Origin of the sequence: Limnohabitans sp., assembly GCF_046052825.1 — a bacterium.
GTDB lineage: Bacteria > Pseudomonadota > Gammaproteobacteria > Burkholderiales > Burkholderiaceae_C > Limnohabitans.
Map to the genome: position 1 here is coordinate 1 of NZ_JAVLFP010000048.1, position 19,344 is coordinate 19,344.

At 57.3% G+C, this 19,344-nt stretch carries 21 protein-coding genes and 1 pseudogene; 15 read left to right on the forward strand and 7 right to left on the reverse strand.

Annotated elements, in window-relative coordinates:
* Positions 1–189, forward strand: a pseudogene (locus tag ACKWJN_RS07485) (6-phosphogluconate dehydrogenase (decarboxylating)); the annotation flags it as partial.
* Between the two features lie 60 nt (positions 190–249).
* Positions 250–2,592, forward strand: a complete 2,343-nt coding sequence (locus ACKWJN_RS07490) for a YgiQ family radical SAM protein (RefSeq protein ID WP_408595721.1) — start codon at positions 250–252, stop codon at positions 2,590–2,592.
* A 51-nt stretch (positions 2,593–2,643) separates the two neighbouring features.
* On the opposite strand, the gene smpB is transcribed toward ACKWJN_RS07490, so the two are convergent.
* The gene (gene smpB, locus ACKWJN_RS07495; protein WP_408595722.1) at positions 2,644–3,120 is read right to left on the reverse strand and encodes an SsrA-binding protein SmpB; all 477 of its coding nucleotides are present in this window, start codon (positions 3,118–3,120) and stop codon (positions 2,644–2,646) included.
* A gap of 27 nt (positions 3,121–3,147) precedes the next feature.
* Between smpB and ACKWJN_RS07500 the strand changes: the two genes are divergently transcribed.
* From ACKWJN_RS07500 to ACKWJN_RS07555, 12 genes are all read left to right on the forward strand, one after another.
* Positions 3,148–3,600 (forward strand): type II toxin-antitoxin system RatA family toxin, encoded by a 453-nt coding sequence (locus tag ACKWJN_RS07500; RefSeq protein WP_408595723.1) that lies wholly within the window; start codon positions 3,148–3,150, stop codon positions 3,598–3,600.
* Positions 3,597–3,965: an RnfH family protein gene (locus ACKWJN_RS07505; protein WP_408595724.1), complete on the forward strand. Its 369-nt coding sequence runs from the start codon at positions 3,597–3,599 to the stop codon at positions 3,963–3,965. The genes ACKWJN_RS07500 and ACKWJN_RS07505 overlap by 4 nt, the downstream gene beginning before the upstream one ends.
* A 3-nt stretch (positions 3,966–3,968) precedes the next feature.
* Positions 3,969–4,988: a DUF6352 family protein gene (locus ACKWJN_RS07510; protein ID WP_408595725.1), complete on the forward strand. Its 1,020-nt coding sequence runs from the start codon at positions 3,969–3,971 to the stop codon at positions 4,986–4,988.
* Between the two features lie 76 nt (positions 4,989–5,064).
* On the forward strand, positions 5,065–6,534 hold the full coding sequence (guaB, locus tag ACKWJN_RS07515) for an IMP dehydrogenase (RefSeq protein WP_408595726.1): 1,470 nt from the start codon (positions 5,065–5,067) through the stop codon (positions 6,532–6,534).
* 104 nt (positions 6,535–6,638) lie between these two features.
* Complete coding sequence (guaA, locus tag ACKWJN_RS07520) at positions 6,639–8,255, forward strand: glutamine-hydrolyzing GMP synthase (protein ID WP_408595727.1); 1,617 nt, start codon at positions 6,639–6,641, stop codon at positions 8,253–8,255.
* 89 nt (positions 8,256–8,344) lie between these two features.
* Positions 8,345–8,602, forward strand: coding sequence for a translation initiation factor IF-1 (gene infA / locus ACKWJN_RS07525; RefSeq protein WP_100145141.1), 258 nt, complete (start codon positions 8,345–8,347; stop codon positions 8,600–8,602).
* A 33-nt stretch (positions 8,603–8,635) separates the two neighbouring features.
* Entirely contained in the window at positions 8,636–9,259 is a 624-nt protein-coding gene (locus ACKWJN_RS07530; RefSeq protein ID WP_408595728.1) for an FMN-binding negative transcriptional regulator, read from the forward strand.
* On the forward strand, positions 9,256–10,308 hold the full coding sequence (tadA, locus tag ACKWJN_RS07535) for a tRNA adenosine(34) deaminase TadA (RefSeq protein WP_408595729.1): 1,053 nt from the start codon (positions 9,256–9,258) through the stop codon (positions 10,306–10,308). The genes ACKWJN_RS07530 and tadA overlap by 4 nt, the downstream gene beginning before the upstream one ends.
* The gene (locus tag ACKWJN_RS07540) at positions 10,308–10,991 is read left to right on the forward strand and encodes a class I SAM-dependent methyltransferase (protein ID WP_408595730.1); all 684 of its coding nucleotides are present in this window, start codon (positions 10,308–10,310) and stop codon (positions 10,989–10,991) included. Before tadA ends, ACKWJN_RS07540 begins: the two co-directional genes overlap by 1 nt.
* Before the next feature lie 14 nt (positions 10,992–11,005).
* Positions 11,006–11,935 (forward strand): LD-carboxypeptidase, encoded by a 930-nt coding sequence (locus ACKWJN_RS07545; RefSeq protein WP_408595731.1) that lies wholly within the window; start codon positions 11,006–11,008, stop codon positions 11,933–11,935.
* Positions 11,936–12,118: 183 nt separating this feature from the next.
* Positions 12,119–12,529 (forward strand): nuclear transport factor 2 family protein, encoded by a 411-nt coding sequence (locus ACKWJN_RS07550; protein ID WP_408595732.1) that lies wholly within the window; start codon positions 12,119–12,121, stop codon positions 12,527–12,529.
* An 11-nt stretch (positions 12,530–12,540) separates the two neighbouring features.
* On the forward strand, positions 12,541–13,083 hold the full coding sequence (locus tag ACKWJN_RS07555; RefSeq protein ID WP_408595733.1) for a VOC family protein: 543 nt from the start codon (positions 12,541–12,543) through the stop codon (positions 13,081–13,083).
* Here the strand turns inward: ACKWJN_RS07555 and ACKWJN_RS07560 are convergent.
* Positions 13,070–14,056 (reverse strand): Bug family tripartite tricarboxylate transporter substrate binding protein, encoded by a 987-nt coding sequence (locus ACKWJN_RS07560; RefSeq protein WP_408595734.1) that lies wholly within the window; start codon positions 14,054–14,056, stop codon positions 13,070–13,072. The two genes, ACKWJN_RS07555 and ACKWJN_RS07560, sit on opposite strands and share 14 nt — an antisense overlap.
* A 158-nt stretch (positions 14,057–14,214) precedes the next feature.
* Between ACKWJN_RS07560 and ACKWJN_RS07565 the strand changes: the two genes are divergently transcribed.
* The gene (locus ACKWJN_RS07565; RefSeq protein ID WP_408595735.1) at positions 14,215–15,063 is read left to right on the forward strand and encodes a fumarylacetoacetate hydrolase family protein; all 849 of its coding nucleotides are present in this window, start codon (positions 14,215–14,217) and stop codon (positions 15,061–15,063) included.
* 3 nt (positions 15,064–15,066) lie between these two features.
* Here ACKWJN_RS07565 and ACKWJN_RS07570 read toward each other — a convergent pair whose 3' ends face one another.
* Genes ACKWJN_RS07570 through mltG form a run of 5 tightly spaced genes read right to left on the reverse strand, consistent with a single transcriptional unit; the run spans position 15,067 to position 19,214 of the window.
* Positions 15,067–15,729 carry an ankyrin repeat domain-containing protein gene (locus ACKWJN_RS07570; protein ID WP_408595736.1) on the reverse strand — a complete coding sequence of 221 codons (663 nt, stop codon included), beginning with the start codon at positions 15,727–15,729 and terminating at the stop codon, positions 15,067–15,069.
* A complete protein-coding gene (locus tag ACKWJN_RS07575; RefSeq protein WP_408595737.1) occupies positions 15,726–16,520 on the reverse strand; it encodes a TatD family hydrolase in 795 nt (264 codons plus the stop codon). The genes ACKWJN_RS07570 and ACKWJN_RS07575 overlap by 4 nt, the downstream gene beginning before the upstream one ends.
* 6 nt (positions 16,521–16,526) lie before the next feature.
* Positions 16,527–17,546 carry a DNA polymerase III subunit delta' gene (locus ACKWJN_RS07580; protein WP_408595738.1) on the reverse strand — a complete coding sequence of 340 codons (1,020 nt, stop codon included), beginning with the start codon at positions 17,544–17,546 and terminating at the stop codon, positions 16,527–16,529.
* Positions 17,543–18,181 (reverse strand): dTMP kinase, encoded by a 639-nt coding sequence (gene tmk, locus ACKWJN_RS07585; RefSeq protein WP_408595739.1) that lies wholly within the window; start codon positions 18,179–18,181, stop codon positions 17,543–17,545. The genes ACKWJN_RS07580 and tmk overlap by 4 nt, the downstream gene beginning before the upstream one ends.
* Positions 18,182–18,197: 16 nt before the next feature.
* Entirely contained in the window at positions 18,198–19,214 is a 1,017-nt protein-coding gene (gene mltG, locus ACKWJN_RS07590) for an endolytic transglycosylase MltG (protein WP_408595740.1), read from the reverse strand.
* Positions 19,215–19,344: the final 130 nt, after the last annotated feature.

The following is a 19,344-nucleotide window of genomic DNA, read 5'->3' on the forward strand; positions in this document are numbered from 1 at the left end:
GGCCATGTGCAAGATTCTGGTGAAGGACGTTGGACCATCAACGCTGCGATTGAAGAGGCAGTTCCAGTGCCTGTGTTGTCGGCTGCGTTGTTCGCACGTTTTCGTTCGCGTCAGGTGAGTACCTTTGCCGACAAAATGTTGTCTGCGATGCGTAAACAGTTTGGCGGCCACCAAGAGCCCAAGAAATAAAGCCCTGCAAATACGGGTTTAAGGGCTAACCCGTACACTAAGGTGTTAATTACAAGCCTTATGAACGCCTATACAGACGTCTCTTTTTTCCCGCGAAATGCTAAGCCGCTAAACAGTTACCGCAAGTACTGGGCGGCTCGCTTTGGCACGGCGCCCTTTTTGCCGATGAGTCGTGACGAGATGCAACAACTCGGTTGGGATAGTTGCGACATCATCATTGTCACGGGCGATGCGTATGTAGACCACCCTAGTTTTGGCATGGCCGTGATTGGACGCATGCTAGAAAACCAAGGCTTTCGCGTTGGCATCATTGCCCAGCCAGATTGGCAAAGTGCAGACCCATTTAAAGCATTAGGCAAACCTAATTTATTTTTTGGTGTGACTGCTGGCAACATGGATTCGATGATCAACCGCTACACCGCGGACCGCAAAATCCGCAGTGATGACGCCTACACGCCGGGCGATGTCGGTGGCAAGCGCCCCGACCGTGCGGCCTTGGTGTACAGCCAGCGCTGTAAAGAGGCCTACAGCGATGTGCCGATTGTGTTGGGCGGCATCGAAGGTTCGCTGCGCCGCATTGCCCACTACGACTACTGGTCGGACAAGGTGCGTCGCTCCATCGTGGTGGACAGCAAATGCGACCTGCTGTTGTATGGCAATGCCGAGCGCGCGATTGTTGAAATTGCCCACCGTCTGGCGGCCAAAGAGCCTGTGCAACAGATCACCGATGTGCGTGGCACCGCCTTTGTACGCCGTGAAACGCCCGAGGGTTGGTACGAAATTGACTCGTCGAGCATCGACATTCCTGGCCGCGTCGAAGCCCACGTCAACCCGTATTTGATGGTCAGCGAACAGGCCAAGGCCCAAGGCCAAAGCTGTGCCCGCGAAGACGAAGCCCAAGCGGTGGCCGATGCTGCCAACGGGCCGGCGGCGCAGGCCACGGTCGTGCCCCTGAACTTTGTGCCCAACCCCAACATGCCGGCCTTGCAGGGCAAGGGCAAACTCAAAGTGCCGCCGCGTGACCGCAGCGTGATTCGCTTGCCCAGCTACGACCACGTCAAGTCGGACCCCGTGTTGTACGCCCACGCCAACCGTGTGTTGCATTTGGAAACCAACCCCGGCAACGCCCGCTGTTTGGTGCAATCGCATGGTGAAGGTGTTACCGCACGCGATGTGTGGATCAACCCACCGCCGATTCCGTTGACCACCGCCGAGATGGACTTGGTGTTTGACTTGCCCTATGCCCGCAGCCCCCACCCGGCCTATGCCGATGACAAGGGTGGCCATGATGGCGTCACCAAGATTCCGGCTTGGGAGATGATTCGCTTCTCGGTCAACATCATGCGCGGTTGTTTTGGCGGCTGTACGTTCTGTTCGATCACCGAGCACGAAGGACGCATCATCCAAAGCCGCAGCGAAGACTCGGTGATTCGTGAGATCGAAGACATCCGCGACAAGGTGTCGGGCTTTACCGGCGTCATCAGCGACTTGGGTGGCCCTACCGCCAACATGTACCGCATTGGTTGCAAAAGCCCCGAGATCGAGGCGGCATGTCGCAAGCCAAGCTGTGTGTACCCAGGCATTTGCCAAAACCTCAACACCGACCACAGTTCGCTCATTCACATGTACCGCCGTGCGCGGGCTTTGAAAGGCGTGAAGAAGATTTTGATTGGTTCGGGCTTGCGCTACGACCTGGCGGTCAAGTCGCCCGAGTACGTCAAAGAGCTGGTGACCCACCATGTGGGCGGCTACCTCAAGATCGCGCCCGAGCACACCGAGGGCGGGCCACTCTCGAAGATGATGAAGCCCGGCATTGGGAGCTACGACAAGTTCAAGCAGATGTTTGACCGCTTCTCCGCCGAGGCGGGCAAGAAACAGTTTTTGGTGCCGTACTTCATTGCGGCCCATCCGGGCACGCGTGATGAAGACATGATGAACCTGGCCTTGTGGCTGAAGAAAAACGGCTTTCGTGCCGACCAGGTGCAAACCTTCTACCCCAGCCCCATGGCCACAGCCACGGCCATGTACCACTCGGGCAAAGACCCCCTGTCGCGTGTGACCCGCACCAGCGAGGCCGTGGACATCGTGCGCGGTGAACGCCGCCGACGCTTGCACAAAGCCTTCTTGCGTTACCACGATGCCAACAATTGGCCGCTGCTGCGCGAAGCCTTGAAAGCCATGGGCCGTGCCGATTTGATTGGCAATGGCAAGCACCACCTGATCCCGACGTTTCAGCCGCTGACCGATGGCGGTTACACCAGTGCACGCCGCAAGAACAGCACTGCTACACCTAAACTTGGCGCGTCCAAAGCAGGTGTGGCGAAGTCCTCCATGCGTCAAGAACCGACCCAGGGCAGGGTGCTGACACAGCACACAGGATTGCCACCGCGCAAAAAGAAATAACCCCCAGTCGGCTCTGAGCTGGCCACCCCATCTTGAGGGTGCTGTTGGCGTTTATTTGTGCCGACTTTTCATGGCGCGCTCCACCTCGCGTTTGCCTTCGCGGTCTTTGATGGTGTCGCGTTTGTCGTGCTCGGCCTTGCCCTTGGCCAGGGCGATTTCGCATTTGATCTTGCCGTTCTTCCAGTGCAGGTTGATGGGCACGAGGGTGTAGCCTTTTTGCTCGACCTTGCCAATCAGACGTTTGATTTCGTCTTTCTTCATCAGCAGTTTCTTGGTACGAACCGAGTCTGGGCTGACGTGCGTCGAGGCGGTATGCAAAGGGTTGATTTGGCAGCCAATGACGTAGAGCTCGCCATCTCGGACGACCACATAGCCGTCGGTCAGTTGCACCTTGCCCTCGCGGGCGGATTTCACCTCCCAGCCTTGCAGCACCATGCCGGCTTCAAACTTCTCTTCAAAGAAATAGTTGTACGCGGCTTTTTTGTTGTCGGCAATGCGGGAGGGGGTAGCGGGTTTTTTCGTGGCCATGGTGCTTCTTACAATAGCGACCATTCTATGAAAACCGTTCACAAGTCCCTTCTCATTTGGTTCAGCGCTGAGGAAATGTTTGCCTTGGTCACCGATGTGGCGCGCTATCCCGAGTTCTTGCCCTGGTGTGAGCGGGGTGCCGTCTTGGCGCAAGAGGGCAACGAGATGACCGCTGAAATAGGCATGTCTTTGGGGGGCTTTCGCAAAAGCTTCTCAACCCGCAACCAGCATGTGCCTGGGCGACAAGTGAAGTTGCAACTCATCGATGGCCCCTTCAAGCATTTGGATGGCACTTGGGACTTTCATCCCCTGACCGATCCCAACACCCAAACCCCACAACGCGCCTGTCGCATTGAGTTGACCCTGAACTACAGCTTCGACAGCATGTTTGGCGCTTTGGTGGGTCCCCTGTTTGACAAAATCGCATCCACCTTGGTCGATGCCTTCGTCAAGCGCGCCGAGCAGGTGTACAAAGCTTGACGGATTCGCCTGCCTTCTGCGCTGCATTGCAGATTTGTGTGCTGGTGTCACCTGCGCCGCGCGTGGTTCATGAACGTCACATCTCTTTGCCGGCAGGTAGCACGGTTCAACAGGCTTTGACATGCAGTGGTCTGGAAAGTGATTTTCCAGAGCTTGAATTGGGCAATGCGGCCTTGTGGGTGCTGGGGGTGTGGGGGCGCAAGACCATGCCCGGGCATGTGCTGCGCGACTTGGACCGGGTGGAGTTCTACCGCCCCTTGACGGTGGACCCCAAGGTGGCGCGACGTGAGCGTTTTCAAAAACAAGGCACCCAACGCGCAGGCTTGTTTGCCAAGCGCCGTGCGGGTGCCAAAGCGGGTTACTGATCGATGTCACACACACTCTGGCCCACCTGCGGCTACGCCTTGTTGAGCACCAATGCACAAGGGCATTTGCAAGTGACTGACGACTTTTTGCGTTTTTTATTGGGGCGGCCAGAGTTGGCCCCCATTGCCACTTCCTGCACGGCAGAGCTGGGCTTGCACCACCGCTTGATGGACACCCCCCGGCGGGAGGTCACGGCTGATGAATTGGCGCAATGGCAAGACACCGATGCGGCTGAGAACTACGCGGTGTGGTTGCGGTTCAGGCAGCGCATCCTGGCCAAACCGACGCTAGAGGCCAGCTACTTGGCGCTGTTTCAAGGCGATGGCGTGGACGTGCCTCCCTTGCTGGTGCAGCAGATCACCCACATTTTGCTGCGTCACGTGCTGGGTGAGTCGCCGACCGCTTACCAAGCGCGCGCGGCAGAAATGTTGGTGCGGCCCCAAAAGATCACGGTGCTCGAAGACGGTGCGGTGATGGCGGCTGACGATGACACCGTGGAGCGCCACGCCACCCAAAGCAGCTTTGGGTCCTTGGGCGAGTTGTTGACGCAAGGGGGCATCAAACTGCGCAGCGTGGATCTGGACGTGCTCAATGCCGACAACCAAGAGGCCTATTGGTCACGCAGCGAGAGTTTCGACTGGGTGTTGAGCCTCAACCGGGGGCAGCCCGGCTTGGACGCTTTGTGCGAGGTGATGGCCCGCTGGGTGCAACACTTTTTGGGGGTTGAGGTGCGCATTCAAACCGAGCGCGAGATCGACGATGAGCAATGGGTGTGGCATGTGGGTTTGGACGCGCAAGCCAGTGGCGTGCTCAACGACCTGTACCAAGGCCTTGAGGTCGTGCCTGAGCGCATGGAGCGCCTGCTGTGTCTGTTCAAGCTGGAGTTTGTCGACCCCAGCGCCATGCGCGCCGACGTGCGCGGCAAACCGGTTTACTTGGCCATGGCGGTAGATAGCGAACAGCGACTCAAGCTCAAGCCGCAAAATTTGCTGCTGAATTTGCCGCTCGCTCAGAAGTCTTGAAATAAAGCGCCAAGCCAGTCCTGTATACAGGTGGGGGGTGGGGCATCGGTAAACTGTCTCTTTTGGAGCCATGACCATGCGCCTTCTCGGCAAAGCACTCACCTTCGACGATGTGTTGTTGGTGCCCGCCTACTCCCAAGTCCTGCCCAAGGACGCCTCCCTCGCGACCCAATTCACCCGCCACATTCGCTTGAACCTGCCCTTGGTGTCTGCCGCCATGGACACGGTGACCGAAGCCCGCTTGGCGATTGCCATTGCGCAAGAAGGTGGCATTGGCATCGTGCACAAAAACCTCACGGCCCAAGAGCAAGCCGCGCAAGTGGCCAAGGTCAAACGCTATGAATCTGGTGTGCTGCGAGACCCGGTGGTGATCACCCCGGAAACCACAGTGCGCCAAGTCATGGCCTTGTCTGAAGAATTGGGCGTCTCTGGTTTCCCGGTCTGCAACGGGGGGCAGGTGGTGGGCATTGTCACGGGGCGTGACCTGCGTTTTGAAACCCGTTACGACCAAAAGGTCAGTGAGATCATGACGCCACGGGAGCGGCTGATCACTGTCCCAGAGGGCACCACGCCCGAGCAGGCCAAGCACCTGTTGAACAAGCACAAGTTGGAGCGCTTGCTGGTGGTCAATGACAGTTTTGAACTCAAGGGCTTGATCACCGTCAAAGACATCACCAAGCAACTCAACTTTCCGAATGCCGCACGTGACGCCGCTGGCAAGCTGCGTGTGGGTGCTGCCGTCGGCGTTGGAGAGGGCACCGAAGAGCGCGTCGAAGCGCTGGCTCGCGCAGGCGTGGATGCCATCGTGGTGGACACGGCCCACGGCCACAGCAAAGGCGTGATCGACCGCGTGCGTTGGGTCAAACAACATTACCCACACATTGAAGTGATTGGGGGCAACATCGCCACCGGGGCCGCTGCACTGGCTTTGGTGGAGGCCGGCGCCGACGCGGTCAAGGTGGGCATAGGCCCCGGATCCATCTGCACCACCCGCATCGTGGCGGGTGTGGGGGTTCCGCAGATCATGGCCATCGACAACGTGGCCACCGCCTTGAAAGGAACAGGCGTTCCCTTGATTGCCGATGGTGGTATTCGCTACAGCGGCGACATTGCCAAAGCCATTGCCGCAGGTGCTGGCACGGTGATGATGGGAGGCATGTTTGCAGGCACCGAAGAGGCGCCTGGCGAGGTCATCCTGTACCAAGGCCGCAGCTACAAAAGCTATCGCGGCATGGGCTCGATTGGCGCCATGCAGCAAGGCAGCGCCGACCGTTACTTCCAAGAGTCCAGCACGGGCAACCCCAATGCCGACAAGCTGGTGCCCGAAGGCATTGAGGGGCGGGTGCCCTACAAAGGCTCTGTGGTTGCCATCATTTACCAAATGGCGGGGGGCTTGCGCGCCAGCATGGGGTATTGCGGCTGTGCCAGCATTGAAGCCATGCACAACGAGGCGCAGTTTGTTGAAATCACCTCAGCAGGCATTCGCGAAAGCCATGTGCACGATGTGCAGATCACCAAAGAAGCCCCTAACTACAGGGCCGAGTGATCTCAAATTCGGAGTGATCTCAGATTCATCCTCGAAACCACCCCAAGGGGTGGTTTCTTTTTTTGAGACAATAACGCATGGCCACTGACTGGCCTTTTTTATTTATGTCGCACCAAAAAATTCTTATCCTCGATTTCGGCTCACAAGTGACCCAGCTCATCGCACGTCGCGTGCGAGAAGCCCATGTGTTTTGCGAAGTCCATCCCTGTGACGTGAGCAACGACTGGGTGCGTGACTTTGCCAAAGACGGCAACCTCAAAGGCGTCATCTTGTCGGGCAGCCATGCCAGCGTGTACGAAGTCGACGACCGTGCCCCAGACGCTGTGTTTGAGTTGGGTATTCCCGTGTTGGGTATTTGCTATGGCATGCAAACCATGGCCACCCAACTGGGCGGCAAGGTCGAGGCTGGGCACACCCGTGAATTTGGCTATGCCGAGGTGCGTGCCAATGGCCACACCGAATTGCTCAAAGGCATTGAAGACTTCAACACGCCAGAAGGCCACGGCATGCTCAAGGTGTGGATGAGCCACGGCGACAAGGTCACGCAATTGCCTGAAGGGTTCAAGGTCATGGCCTCCACGCCGTCTTGCCCAATTGCAGGTATGGCCGATGAAGCACGCAAGTTTTACGCGGTGCAATTCCACCCCGAAGTCACGCACACCGTGCAAGGCCAGGCCTTGTTGAACCGGTTTGTGCTGGACATTTGCGGGACCCGCCCTGACTGGATCATGGGCGACTACATTGCCGAGGCGGTGGCGTCGATCCGTCAACAAGTGGGGGACGAAGAAGTGATTCTGGGGTTGTCCGGCGGTGTGGATTCGTCCGTGGCTGCAGCCCTGATTCACCGGGCCATTGGCGACAAGCTGACCTGTGTGTTTGTGGACCATGGCTTGTTGCGCCTGAACGAAGGCGACATGGTGATGGACATGTTTGTGGGCAAGTTGCACGCCCATGTGATTCGCGTGGATGCCAGCGACCTGTTCTTGGGCAAGTTGGCGGGCGTGAGCGAGCCTGAAGCCAAGCGCAAGATCATCGGTGGTTTATTTGTGGATGTATTCAAAGAACAAGCCGCCAAGCTCAAGGCGGGTGATGGAGGTCACCAAGGAGCGACCTTTTTGGCCCAAGGCACGATTTATCCCGATGTGATTGAGTCGGGCGGTGCCAAGAGCAAGAAGGCAGTGACCATCAAAAGCCACCACAACGTGGGGGGATTGCCCGAACAACTGGGTTTGAAGTTGTTGGAGCCTTTGCGGGACTTGTTCAAAGACGAAGTGCGCGAATTGGGCGTGGCCTTGGGGCTGCCTCGCGAGATGGTGTACCGCCACCCCTTTCCAGGGCCTGGTCTGGGCGTGCGGATCTTGGGTGAAGTCAAGAAGGAATATGCCGACTTGCTGCGCCGAGCAGACGCCATCTTCATTGAAGAGCTGCACAACTTCAAAGACGAAGCCACAGGCAAGTCCTGGTATGACCTGACCAGCCAGGCCTTCACGGTGTTTTTGCCTGTCAAGAGCGTGGGCGTGATGGGCGATGGCCGTACCTATGACTATGTGGTGGCCTTGCGCGCGGTGCAAACCAGTGACTTCATGACCGCCGACTGGGCCGAATTGCCTTATGCGCTGCTCAAAAAAGTATCGGGTCGCATCATCAACGAAGTACGGGGCATCAACCGGGTGACCTATGACGTCTCAAGCAAGCCGCCTGCGACCATCGAGTGGGAATAATGACAAAAGCCAAAGGAACTACAATCAAAGGCTGCATGAGACGCAGCCCATTCGGGGATTGATTTTTTAAATTAGAGAATATTGAGTACATGGCCAAAGAAGAAATGATCGAAATGAAGGGTGTCGTGACCGAAGTCTTGCCCGACTCGCGTTACCGCGTCACCTTAGAAAACGGTCACTCCCTGATCGCTTACACCGCAGGCAAGATGCGTTTGCACCGCATTCGCATCATTGAAGGTGACAAGGTCACTGTTGAGCTTTCTCCCTACGACATGAACAAAGCCCGGGTGACATTCCGTCACATCGAAGGCAAAGGCCCTGGTGGCCCCGTCAAGCGTCGTTTCTAACGCATCCGCATTGTGCGTGGTGCTTGGATCACCATGTATCTGCCTCCCCACTTCAAGCCCAAAGACGAATCACATGCGCTGGCATTGATGCGTGAGCATCCCCTGGCCAGTTTGATCAGTCAAGACGAGGAGGGCGCACCTTACGTGTCGCATCTGCCTATGCATCTTCAGCAGCGCGATTCAGACATGTTTTTGCAGGGACATTGCGCCAAAGCCAATTCACATTGGCGCTATTTACAAGCAAGGCCGCACGCCTTGGTCACCTTCATGGGGCCTCAGGCTTATCTTTCGCCCAAGGTTTATCCCGACCTTGCACGTGTGCCCACGTGGAATTATTTGGCAGTGCATGCCCGTGTTCAGGCCACGGTGATCGACCACACCTCAGACAAAGACGCACTGCTCAAGGCCTTGATTGCAGACCACGAACCCGCTTACGCAGATCAATGGCGGGGACTCGATGGTGCGTTTCAAGAACAGATGCTCAATGGCATTGTGGCTTTTGAGTTGCGCATCACCGACTTGCAGTGCAAGCTCAAACTCAACCAACACCGTGCGTCTTCGCATGCGGCCTTGTACGCCATGTACGTCCAAGGCACGCCCGAAGAGCAGGCGCTGGCTGGCTGGATGGTCCGCCTTGGTTTGATCGCCCAACCATGAGTGATGCGCAGCTGATTCTCGATGAGGGCTTCATGCGCCTTGCGTTGGCTCAAGCGCAGGCAGCAGCCTTGGCGGGGGAGGTGCCTGTCGGTGCGGTGGTGGTGCGACATGGAGAGGTCATTGCCAGTGGACACAACAGCCCTTTAGGGAGCATCGATCCATGCGCCCATGCCGAGGTGAATGCTTTGCGCGCAGCAGCCAAGGCCTTGGGTAATTACCGCTTGGAAGACTGCACCTTGTACGTGACGCTGGAACCATGTGTCATGTGCAGTGGTGCCGCGTTGGCGTCACGTCTACAGCGGGTGGTGTTTGGTGCCACAGAGCCTAAAACGGGTGCCGTGGGTTCGGTCTTCAATGTCTTCACCCAGCCTCAACTCAACCATCAGACCCAGATCACTGGTGGCATATTGGCTTGCGAATCTACGGCTTTGTTGCAGCTATTTTTTGAAGAACGCCGCAAACAACATGATCAACAACGTGTGCCCCTGCGAGAAGATGCGCTGCGACTGACCGACTCTGCCACAGCGGCCATGGCGACCCTCGGGCTGCCTGCCCAATTGTCGCGTTACACCCAAAGCTTGCCTGCTTTGCAAGGTTTGCGTTTGCATTGGTTGGACAACGCAGTGAGCCCTTCATCTGACGAAGAGATGCAAGTTTTTTTGCACGGCCCCGACGATTGGAGTGCGGCTTACCTAGAAGCACTTCACAGTGCGCAGCGGACTGTGGCCGTCGACTTGCCTGGTTTTGGTTTGTCTGACAAACCTAAAAAAGAAAGCCAGCACAGCGTGGCATGGCATGCCCAGGTCTTGGCTGAATTCTTGGCCTTGCACAAGGCCAAGTCTTTGCGTTTGGCTGCCCCTCACAGCATGCAAGCTGTATTGGCACATGTGCAAGAGATGAACATCCCCAACGTGGTCGTGCATGCCCTGCCTGCGTCTCCGCCCATGGGGCAAGTCCTGAGTCAGGCCCCTTATCCAGACAAAGGCCATTTGGCGGGGCCCCGTGCCTTGCGCACTTTATTGTCTGCACCCACGCGCCTGCGACATTGATGCTCTTTGCATCCGCACCCTCCACGCCCGGTTACGAAGTGAAGTTTCAGCGTGTCGGTGTGGCAGGTGGGGCCGATTTACAAATCCGTTCCTTGTTGGACCGTCAACAGTTTTGCGATCCTGAAGGCTTGGCATTGGCCGAAGGAATTTCCTCAGCCACTTGGCCCCTCTTTGGCTTGCTGTGGCCTTCTGCGCAAAAACTCGCGGACTTGATGCAAGCGTGGGAACTGGATGGCAAACGCATTTTGGAGATGGGCTGCGGGCTGGCTTTGGCCAGTTTGGTGATTCACCGCAGAGAGGGGCAAGTCACGGCCAGTGATTGCCATCCTTTGACGGAAGGTTTTTTGAAGGCCAATCTCAAACTCAACGGGATGTCGCCACTGCCTTACGCCACAGGCCATTGGGGAAGACACAACCTGCGCTTGGGCCGGTTCGATTTGATTGTGGCAAGTGATGTGTTGTATGAGCGCAGCCATCCCAAACAACTCGCGGGCTTCATCGAAGCCCATGCGGCAGATGGCGCTGAGGTCTTGATCGTGGACCCGAACCGGGGCAACCGAAGCGCGTTTCACCGTGAAATGGCTTCTTTAGGATTCTCCCTGACTGAGTTGGCCTTGAGTGCCCCTTTGGAGGATTTGAGCCCCTACCGAGGACGTTTGTTGCATTACCAACGCCTCAGGTGACGGACAATGTCAGCATGGCTCACATTTATATCTATTCCCCCAGTGGCGCGGTGCGCGACAAATCTGCTTTCAAACGCGGTGTTTCACGTCTCAAGCTGCTCGGTCATGAGGTTGAGTTGGATGTGGATGCCTTGTCGCGCCACACCCGATTCGCCGGTGACGACGGCATGCGTTTGGCCGCCATCCACCGGGCTGCCGCCAGTGGGGCCGATGTTGCGCTGATATCGCGGGGGGGTTATGGCTTGACGCGTATCTTGCCAGGCATCCCCTACAAAGCGGTGGCCAAAGCCATATCCAAAGGTACCCACTTTGTGGGCATCAGTGATTTCACCGCTTTCCAAAATGCGGTGCTTGCCAAAACCGGCGCTGTCACCTGGGCTGGGCCCGCTCTGGGCGAAGACTTTGGTGCAGAGCAGCCCGATGACATCATGGAAGCGTGTTTTGACGACATGGTGAGTGGCCAAGGGGAGGGCGCAGGGTGGCGTTTGTCTGCTCACAACCGCCCCGCGCTGAGTGCAAGACGTGAGGGCGTGTGGGCCAAAGATGCGGTGCTGTGGGGCGGCAATTTGGCTGTTTTGACCAGTTTGCTCGGCACGCCCTACTTTCCACAGATCAGATCTGGCGTGTTGTTTTTAGAAGATGTGGGGGAGCATCCTTACCGCATTGAACGCATGCTCACCCAACTGCTGCACGCAGGTGTCTTGGCTCAGCAAAAGGCGGTCATCTTGGGCCAGTTTTCCAATTACAAACTCACGCCTCATGACAGCGGGTTCAAATTCTTGAGTGTGGTGGATTGGCTGCGTCTTCAGCTCAAAGTGCCGGTGTTGACGGATTTGCCATTCGGACACGTGGCTACCAAGGTGTGTCTGCCTGTGGGCCAGCCGGTGAGCTTGCTGGTTGAAGCCCAAGATGCCTTGCTTTTGTGGGCGCACCCCGGGCACTGAACTTTTTAGATTCCCGCTTGATGATTTATACGATGTATATTATGTATAGTTAAATTTGTGTGTGCTGATACGGGTATCTGCCCCTCAGCGCGACCGTGCCAAAGCCCTATATTTGGCGGCGATTCAAAACTACTCCTTTCAAACCAGATGACCACTGCAGACGCAATGACCAAAACAGTACCCATGACAGATCAATTGGAATGCCAACAAAATTTGCTGGCCTTCATGGGGCACTTTGACATGGACGAATTCCAGGCCATGGAGGTCTATCTGGCGCCTGATGCGGTATGGGTGCGCGCTGACGGTGTGTTGCACGGGCCTGAAGGCTTGCGCGCATGGGCCGCTAAACGTCAGCCCGGAATCCTGGTGCGTCATGTGCTCTCTAACTTTCGAATGCGAGCCATTTCTGAGCATGAGGTCCACGTCGTTTCCTACGCCATGGTCTTTCGCAAAGACCTGCAACCCGGTGACGCCACACCAGCACCCATGGCTGGACCCGTCTTGATGGGCCGTTACGAAGACGTCATGCGCAAAGTTGACGGGCGTTGGTTGATTGCCCACAAGTCCGTCAAGTTGGATTTCAAATTGGCGTGAGAAAGTCGAACATGCTGCCAGATTTGAAGCTCCGCCACATGGGCATGTTTGTGTGGGACATCGACAAGATGTCTCAGTTTTACCAAGAAGTTTTGGGGTTTTGTGTCACCGACAAAGGATTTGTTCGTGATCACCATGTGGTGTTTTTGAGCCGCGACCCCAAGGCGCACCACCAATTGGTGATGGAAACTGGACGCCCGCCGGGGTCAGGCACGGGCTATGGCTTGCAACAAATTTCGTTTCAAGTGGGCGCTTTGAATGACTTGCGGGTCATGCATGAGATGGTCAGCGCGCGTGACGATGTGACCTTGATTCAAACCGTTGACCATGGCAATTCTTGGTCAATGTATTTCCGCGATCCCGAGGTCAATCGGATCGAGATTTACCTCGACACACCCTGGCACGTTGAACAACCTTACCTGGATACCTTGGATCTGGCGCTGAGTGATGAGGTCATTCACCAGGTCACTGAACAACGCCTCAAAGACAACCCATCCCGCAAACCCATGCAGCAGTGGCAGCATGAAATGTCAGCACGCATCAATCTGCCGTGACGTTGTAGCGGTTGACCGCACTGACCCAACGGTCAATTTCATCGCGCAAATAATTTTGTTGCTGGGCTGCCGGGATGTTCAACATGCGTCCGCCATCGCGCTCCACTTTGGCTGAAAAATCCGGCTGGGCATTGATGGACGCCAAGGCTTCGCGCAGCTTGGCCACCACGGGGGCTGGCGTTCCAGCAGGGGCAAAAATACCAAACCAGCTCTCCCCTTCAAACTTGACCAAGCCACTTTCATTCACGGTTGGAACAGTGGGCAACTGAGGGCTGCGAGCTGCGGAAGAGACCACCAGGCCTTTCAGGCGGCCCGATTGGACGTATTGCTTAGACGCGGACATGTTGTCGAACATCACATCCAAACGACCGCCCATCATTTCTTGGTGCGCAGGTGACGCGCCCTTGAAGGGAACGTGCAGCATGTCCAAGCCCAGACTGCTGGTCAAAATGGCTCCCCAGACGTGTTGCAGCGTCCCCAATCCGCCAGAACCATAGGTCAGTTTGCCAGGCCTTTCTTTGGCGTAAGTCACCAACTCTGCCAAGTTGTTCACGGGCAAGTCGGCACGCGTCAGTAACACAAAGGGGTAGGCAGACACATAGCCCAAGCTGATGAAATCTTTCTCAGGGGAATAGGACAGGTTCTTGATGAGCGCCTTGTTCATCACCATGTTGAAGATGCCACCGACCATCAAGGTGTAACCGTCGGCTGGGGCACGCGCCACATACTCGGTGCCGATCAAAGAACCCGCACCTGTTTTGTTTTCGACCACCACCGGTTGACGCAAAACCTCGGACAGTTTTTGCGCCACGCTGCGCCCCAAAATGTCGGTGCCGCCGCCCGGGGGTTGTGGCACCACCATGCGGATGGGACGGGACGGATAGTCTTGGGCTTGCACGCTGGGTGCCAACAGCATCGCCAAAGCGATGCAGACGAACGGAGTTCGGTGAATGAATTTTTCCAGCACGCGCATCTTTGACTCCAAAATTTTCAAAAAATCCTAACATCAGAAATTTGCAAAACACCGGGCATCTTCCCCAATTCAGTTTGTCGCTGAAGCGTCATGGGCGTCGACCATGAAGAACGCAAAATCATTGCGCATTCAATTTAAATCAATCACGGGAGTCTGGGATGAAGTTGGCAACAGTTGAGATCAAGGGCCAGGCACACTTTGGGGCCATCACCGAGCAAGGGTTCGTGGACCTCGGCGCTCGCTTGGGTGCGCGTTGCACAGATTTGGTCGGCTTGTTTGCCAACGGTTTGTTGGCAGAGGCCCAAGCCATGTTGGCCAACATCACGGCGGTCGATCACCCTTTGTCTGGTTTGAAGTTTTTGCCCGTGAATCCACGCTTGGACATGCGCATGTTTGCACTGGGCTGGGCCTACAAAGCCCACCAGTTGGAGGCCGGCAAAGAAGACTTGCTCTTCCCCAATATGTTCAGCAAGCACCCCCAGTCCTTGGTCGGCCATGGACAACCCATTGTGTTGCCCTCGCTGTCCGATCGGTTTGATTTCGAAGGCGAAGTGGCCATCATGATCGGCAAAGCGGGGCGTCACATTGCAGTGAAAGATGCCATGTCCCACATCGCGGGCTATTCCATCGTGATGGATGGCTCGCTCCGCGACTACCAAAAGCACAGCGTGACCGCTGGTAAAAACTTTGACGCCAGCAGCTCCTTTGGCCCATGGTTGGTCACCCGTGATGAAATTGCTGACCCGAAAAGCATGGTGTTGACCACACGCCTGAATGGTGCGGTCATGCAGCACAGCGGGTTTGACTTGATGGCCTGGGACTTGGCTGAGTTGGTGCACTACATCTCTGGCATTTGTCGCTTAGAGCCTGGTGACGTGATCGCCACCGGCACACCGGGCGGTGTGGGCCATCGGCGAGACCCTCAAATTTTCATGAAGGCCGGAGATGTCTTGGAAATCGAGGTCACGCCACTGGGCATTTTGCGCAACGTGGTCGTCGCTGAGTGAGCTTTATTCGCCCTGCTCTCTGATTTCCCACGCTTCGATGAAAGCGCGCAAATAAAACGCGCTTTGTTGGCGCTCTGCCTTGAGGGCCAAGTCCAGCGCATTCACATGCGATTGGTTGCGCGGCATGGGGTCTGCACCCTCTTCTAGCAAGAGCTTCACCGCCATAGGCGTGCCGTAATAGGCCGCCATCATCAACGGGGTGGTGCCGTTGGGTGACTCCGCGTCGATGTAAGCGCTGTGATCCAACAGCAAGCGCATCATCTCGATGTGGCCCTTGGTGGCTGCGTAATGCAAGGGGGCCCAACCTTTGCGGTTGACTTCTGCCTCGCGTGCGATCAAGGCTTTGGCCACCTCCAATTGGTTGTTCAACGCTGCCAGCATCAGGGGTGTTTCATTGACGGCATTGACGACATTGACCAGCGTTTTAGGGTGCTGAACCAAAAGCATCGCTGATTTGCTTGCCCCTAGCCGGGTGGCGACCACCAAGGCTGGAACGCCGTTTTCATTGGGTGTGTTGGGGTCCATGCCTCGTGACAGCAAGCGTTGAACTTCTTGCACATGGTCAAATTCCAAGGCTTTGAAAAAATCGTCATAGGCGCCCGCCTGTGCGCACGACATGACGAACGCCAAGCCAAGCCCGAAGATCCATTGAGAAAAGTAGGTCATGGGCACACTGCTGAAAAAAGTCGATCGAAGTTGTCGCTGGTGATGCGCGCAACATCCTCTACGGCCAGGCCTCGGAGCTGCGCAATCTGTTGGGCCACAAAAGGCACAAAGGAAGGATTGTTGGTTTTCCCGCGGTGCGGTGCGGGGGCCAAATAAGGGCTGTCGGTTTCGATCAACATGCGGTCCATCGGCACAAAGGCCGCCACGTCTCGCAAATCTTGCGCGTTCTTGAACGTCAAGATGCCTGAAAACGAGATGTAAAAACCCAAGTCCAAGCCAGCGCGTGCGACTTCTGCGGTTTCGGTGAAGCAATGGAACACGCCCCCTGCACTGCCCGTCGATCCGTCTTCACCTTCTTCTTTCAAAATCCGCAACGTGTCTGCCGACGAACTGCGGGTGTGAATGACCAGTGGCAATTGGGTGTGTTGTGCGGCGCGAATGTGCACCCGAAACCGCTCACGCTGCCATTCCATGTCGGCCACGCTGCGCTCACCGAGCCGGTAGTAATCCAAGCCCGTTTCGCCAATGCCCACCACACGCGGCAGGTTTGCACGCTCGACGAGATCTTCCAGGGTCGGTTCTTGTACACCCTCATTGTCCGGGTGCACACCCACTGTGGACCAGAAGTTGTCGAACTGAGTGGCCAAGGCATGAACCTCGGGGAATTTTTCCAAGGTGGTGCTGATCACCAAGGCGCGTGTCACCTGTGCCGCCGCCATGTCAGCACGGATCGAACCCATGTTTTCAGCGAGTTCAGGAAAGTTGAGATGGCAATGGGAGTCGGTGAACATAGGCAATCAAAATTTGGGGCGCAAAGCCAGTTGCGCACGCGCCACCAAGGCTTCAAACATCAGCCCGGCATTGAACGGATGCTCGGCGGTTCGTGCCGCTTGCATCAGCTCACGTGACCACTGACTGAGTGAGGCCACGCTGCCGGCCGCGGGTAAATCCATGGGCATGAAAAAACGTGGTGCAGCCCCCGCATGCACCGCCAGCAAGTCGTGACAGAGTTTTTGGAGCATGGCAATGGCTTGGGCCGGGGTGCCGTCAGACACGGCCGACACATCCCCACGCGCAATCGCTTTGGGCAAAGTCGCCCAATGGCCCGCTTTCAAACCGCTGCCTGCCAGCGCCAACGCATCTTCGGTGCGCCCGCCTGCGGCACGCAGCAACACAGGGGCGTCAACATCCGACACACCCTGCCCTTGCAACCAAGCCAAAGATTCGTCTACGCTGGGCCACACCATGGTGTGGGTTTGGCAGCGGCTGCGAATGGTGGGCAGCAGCATGTGGGCCGCTTCGCTGGCCAGCACAAACCGGGTTTCACCGGGCGGCTCTTCCAGGGTTTTCAAAATGGTGTTGGCCGTGATGTGGTTCATGCGCTCAGCCGGATACACCAGCACCACCTTGGTCTTGCCGCCTGAGCGGGTTTGCTGACTGAACCCCACCATGTCACGCGCGGCTTCGACCCGAATTTCTTTGCTGGGTTTGCGCTTTTTGTCGTCCAGGTCTTTCTGGGTTTTTTCGTCCAGTGGCCAATGAAGCTCCAGCGCCAGCGTCTCGGGCATCAAAGTGCACAAGTCGGCATGGGTGCGCACGTCGACCGCATGGCAACTGCGGCATTGGTAGCAAGCGCCATGGTCCGTTGGGGTGTCGCACAGCCAAGCGCGCGCCAATTCCAAAGCCAAGGTGTATTGCCCCAAGCCTGAGGGGCCTTGCAACAACCAAGCGTGGCCTCTGCGCGCCAACAAGGTGGTCAGTTGGCCTTGCACCCAGGGGCTGAGGATGGTTCTGGTTCGGACGGGTGCTTCACTCACGGGTTCAACCATCCTTGTTGCACCAACTGCTGATGCAGCTGCTGCCACACCGCTTCGCGTGTTTGCGCGGCATCCAGACGCACAAAGCGCTGCGGGTCAGCCCCAGCGCGCTGGGCATAACCTTGCGACACCTTTTCAAAAAAAGCCACAGGTTGCGCCTCAAATCGGTCAGGCACACGCGCGCCTGCCAAGCGCACCGCTGCCACTTGCGGATCGAGTTCGAACCACACCGTCACATCCGGTTGGCGCAAGCCTGTGGGCGTGTGCTGCACCCAGGCTTCCAGTTGTTGCAACACGGTGATGTCAAAGCCACGGCCGCTGCCTTGGTAGGCAAAGGTGGCATCGGTGAAACGGTCGCACAACACCACCTCACCGCGCGCGAGTGCAGGCTCGATGACGTTGTGCAAATGGTCGCGACGGGCCGCAAAAATCAACAAAGCTTCGGTCAGTGGGTCCATGGCGTCGTGCAACACCATGTCGCGCAACTTTTCGGCCAATGGCGTGCCACCAGGCTCGCGCGTGAGCGTGACGTGACGGCCCTGTGCCTTGAACGCCTGGGCCAGTCCGTCGATGTGGGTGGACTTGCCTGCGCCGTCTATGCCTTCAAAACTGATGAACAAACCCGTGTGTGTCATAAAACCTTCAGAGGCGCTATTTTGCCTGCGTCGCAGTTGCCCCAAGGCGTTGGTAGCGGTTGACCGCCGCGTTGTGGGCGTCCAGGGTGTCGCTGAACTGGCTGCTGCCGTCGCCCCGCGCCACAAAGTACAGGGCTTGGCTGCTGGCCGGAAGTACAGCCGCTTTCAGGGCGTTGCGACCCGGCATGGCAATGGGGGTGGGTGGCAAACCTTTTCGGGTGTAGGTGTTCCAGGGGTGGTCGGTGCGCAAATCGGCACGGCGTAAATTGCCGTCAAACGACTCGCCCAAGCCATAAATCACCGTGGGATCGGTTTGCAAGGGCATGCCAATGCGCAGCCGGTTGTGGAAGACGCTGCTGATCATGGTGCGGTCGCTCTCGCGCCCGGTTTCTTTTTCGACGATGCTGGCCAGAATGAGTGCGTCTTCTGCACTTTGCAAGGCCACATTGGGCGCGCGCCGTGCCCAAGCTTCGCTCAGGTGTTTGGCCATGGCCTTGGCAGCACGCTGCATCAGGTGCATCTCGGAGCTGCCTTTGCCATAGGTGTAAGTGTCGGGGTAAAAGCGCCCTTCGGGGGCAATGCCTGACAGGCCCAAGGTGGTCATGACCGCTTCATCCGTCAAGCCGGCGCTGTCGTGCTTGAGGCCTTCAGCCTTGGCCAAGGCTGCCCTGAACTGCCGCCACGTCCAGCCCTCCACCAGCGTCACGGCCTTGAGGCTTTCCTCGCCCCGGCTGAGTTTGCGCAGCACATCCAGGGCAGTGTGGCCTTGGGTGATTTCGTAGCTGCCAGCGCGCAGCTTGCGCGACTGGCCACTGGCCCTGAAAAACACATACAACACATCGGGGTCGACGTTGACGCCCGACGCCACCACCACCTGCGCAATGCCTCGCACCGGCGTTTGGGGCTCGATGGACACATCCACCGTCGCCGCAGTCAACGGCAAAGGCCGCAACACCCACCAAGCGGCGGCACTTGCAGCCAGGACCAGCGCGCACGCCAATGTCCAGAAGATCCGTTTGACATGCCTCGTCACAACCCTGTTCCCGTCTCGATGTTGAAGCGGGCATGATAATTCAGCCATGCCTTTGACCCCTTCCCCCCTGCCCCACCTGTCTCTTATACACATCTGACGCTGCCGACGATAAGGCTCGTGTAGATCTCGG

Coding starts and splice junctions, on each gene's coding strand:
- infA (WP_100145141.1), top strand. CDS start 8,345: ATGGCCAAAGAAGAAATGATCGAAATGAAGGGTGTCGTGACCGAAGTC.
- ACKWJN_RS07510 (WP_408595725.1), top strand. CDS start 3,969: ATGTCACACACACTCTGGCCCACCTGCGGCTACGCCTTGTTGAGCACC.
- tadA (WP_408595729.1), top strand. CDS start 9,256: ATGAGTGATGCGCAGCTGATTCTCGATGAGGGCTTCATGCGCCTTGCG.
- ACKWJN_RS07540 (WP_408595730.1), top strand. CDS start 10,308: ATGCTCTTTGCATCCGCACCCTCCACGCCCGGTTACGAAGTGAAGTTT.
- smpB (WP_408595722.1), bottom strand. CDS start 3,120: ATGGCCACGAAAAAACCCGCTACCCCCTCCCGCATTGCCGACAACAAA.
- ACKWJN_RS07530 (WP_408595728.1), top strand. CDS start 8,636: ATGTATCTGCCTCCCCACTTCAAGCCCAAAGACGAATCACATGCGCTG.
- ACKWJN_RS07550 (WP_408595732.1), top strand. CDS start 12,119: ATGACAGATCAATTGGAATGCCAACAAAATTTGCTGGCCTTCATGGGG.
- ACKWJN_RS07545 (WP_408595731.1), top strand. CDS start 11,006: ATGGCTCACATTTATATCTATTCCCCCAGTGGCGCGGTGCGCGACAAA.
- ACKWJN_RS07575 (WP_408595737.1), bottom strand. CDS start 16,520: ATGTTCACCGACTCCCATTGCCATCTCAACTTTCCTGAACTCGCTGAA.
- ACKWJN_RS07490 (WP_408595721.1), top strand. CDS start 250: ATGAACGCCTATACAGACGTCTCTTTTTTCCCGCGAAATGCTAAGCCG.
- ACKWJN_RS07555 (WP_408595733.1), top strand. CDS start 12,541: ATGCTGCCAGATTTGAAGCTCCGCCACATGGGCATGTTTGTGTGGGAC.
- ACKWJN_RS07560 (WP_408595734.1), bottom strand. CDS start 14,056: ATGCGCGTGCTGGAAAAATTCATTCACCGAACTCCGTTCGTCTGCATC.
- ACKWJN_RS07570 (WP_408595736.1), bottom strand. CDS start 15,729: ATGACCTACTTTTCTCAATGGATCTTCGGGCTTGGCTTGGCGTTCGTC.
- ACKWJN_RS07500 (WP_408595723.1), top strand. CDS start 3,148: ATGAAAACCGTTCACAAGTCCCTTCTCATTTGGTTCAGCGCTGAGGAA.
- ACKWJN_RS07565 (WP_408595735.1), top strand. CDS start 14,215: ATGAAGTTGGCAACAGTTGAGATCAAGGGCCAGGCACACTTTGGGGCC.
- guaA (WP_408595727.1), top strand. CDS start 6,639: ATGTCGCACCAAAAAATTCTTATCCTCGATTTCGGCTCACAAGTGACC.
- tmk (WP_408595739.1), bottom strand. CDS start 18,181: ATGACACACACGGGTTTGTTCATCAGTTTTGAAGGCATAGACGGCGCA.
- guaB (WP_408595726.1), top strand. CDS start 5,065: ATGCGCCTTCTCGGCAAAGCACTCACCTTCGACGATGTGTTGTTGGTG.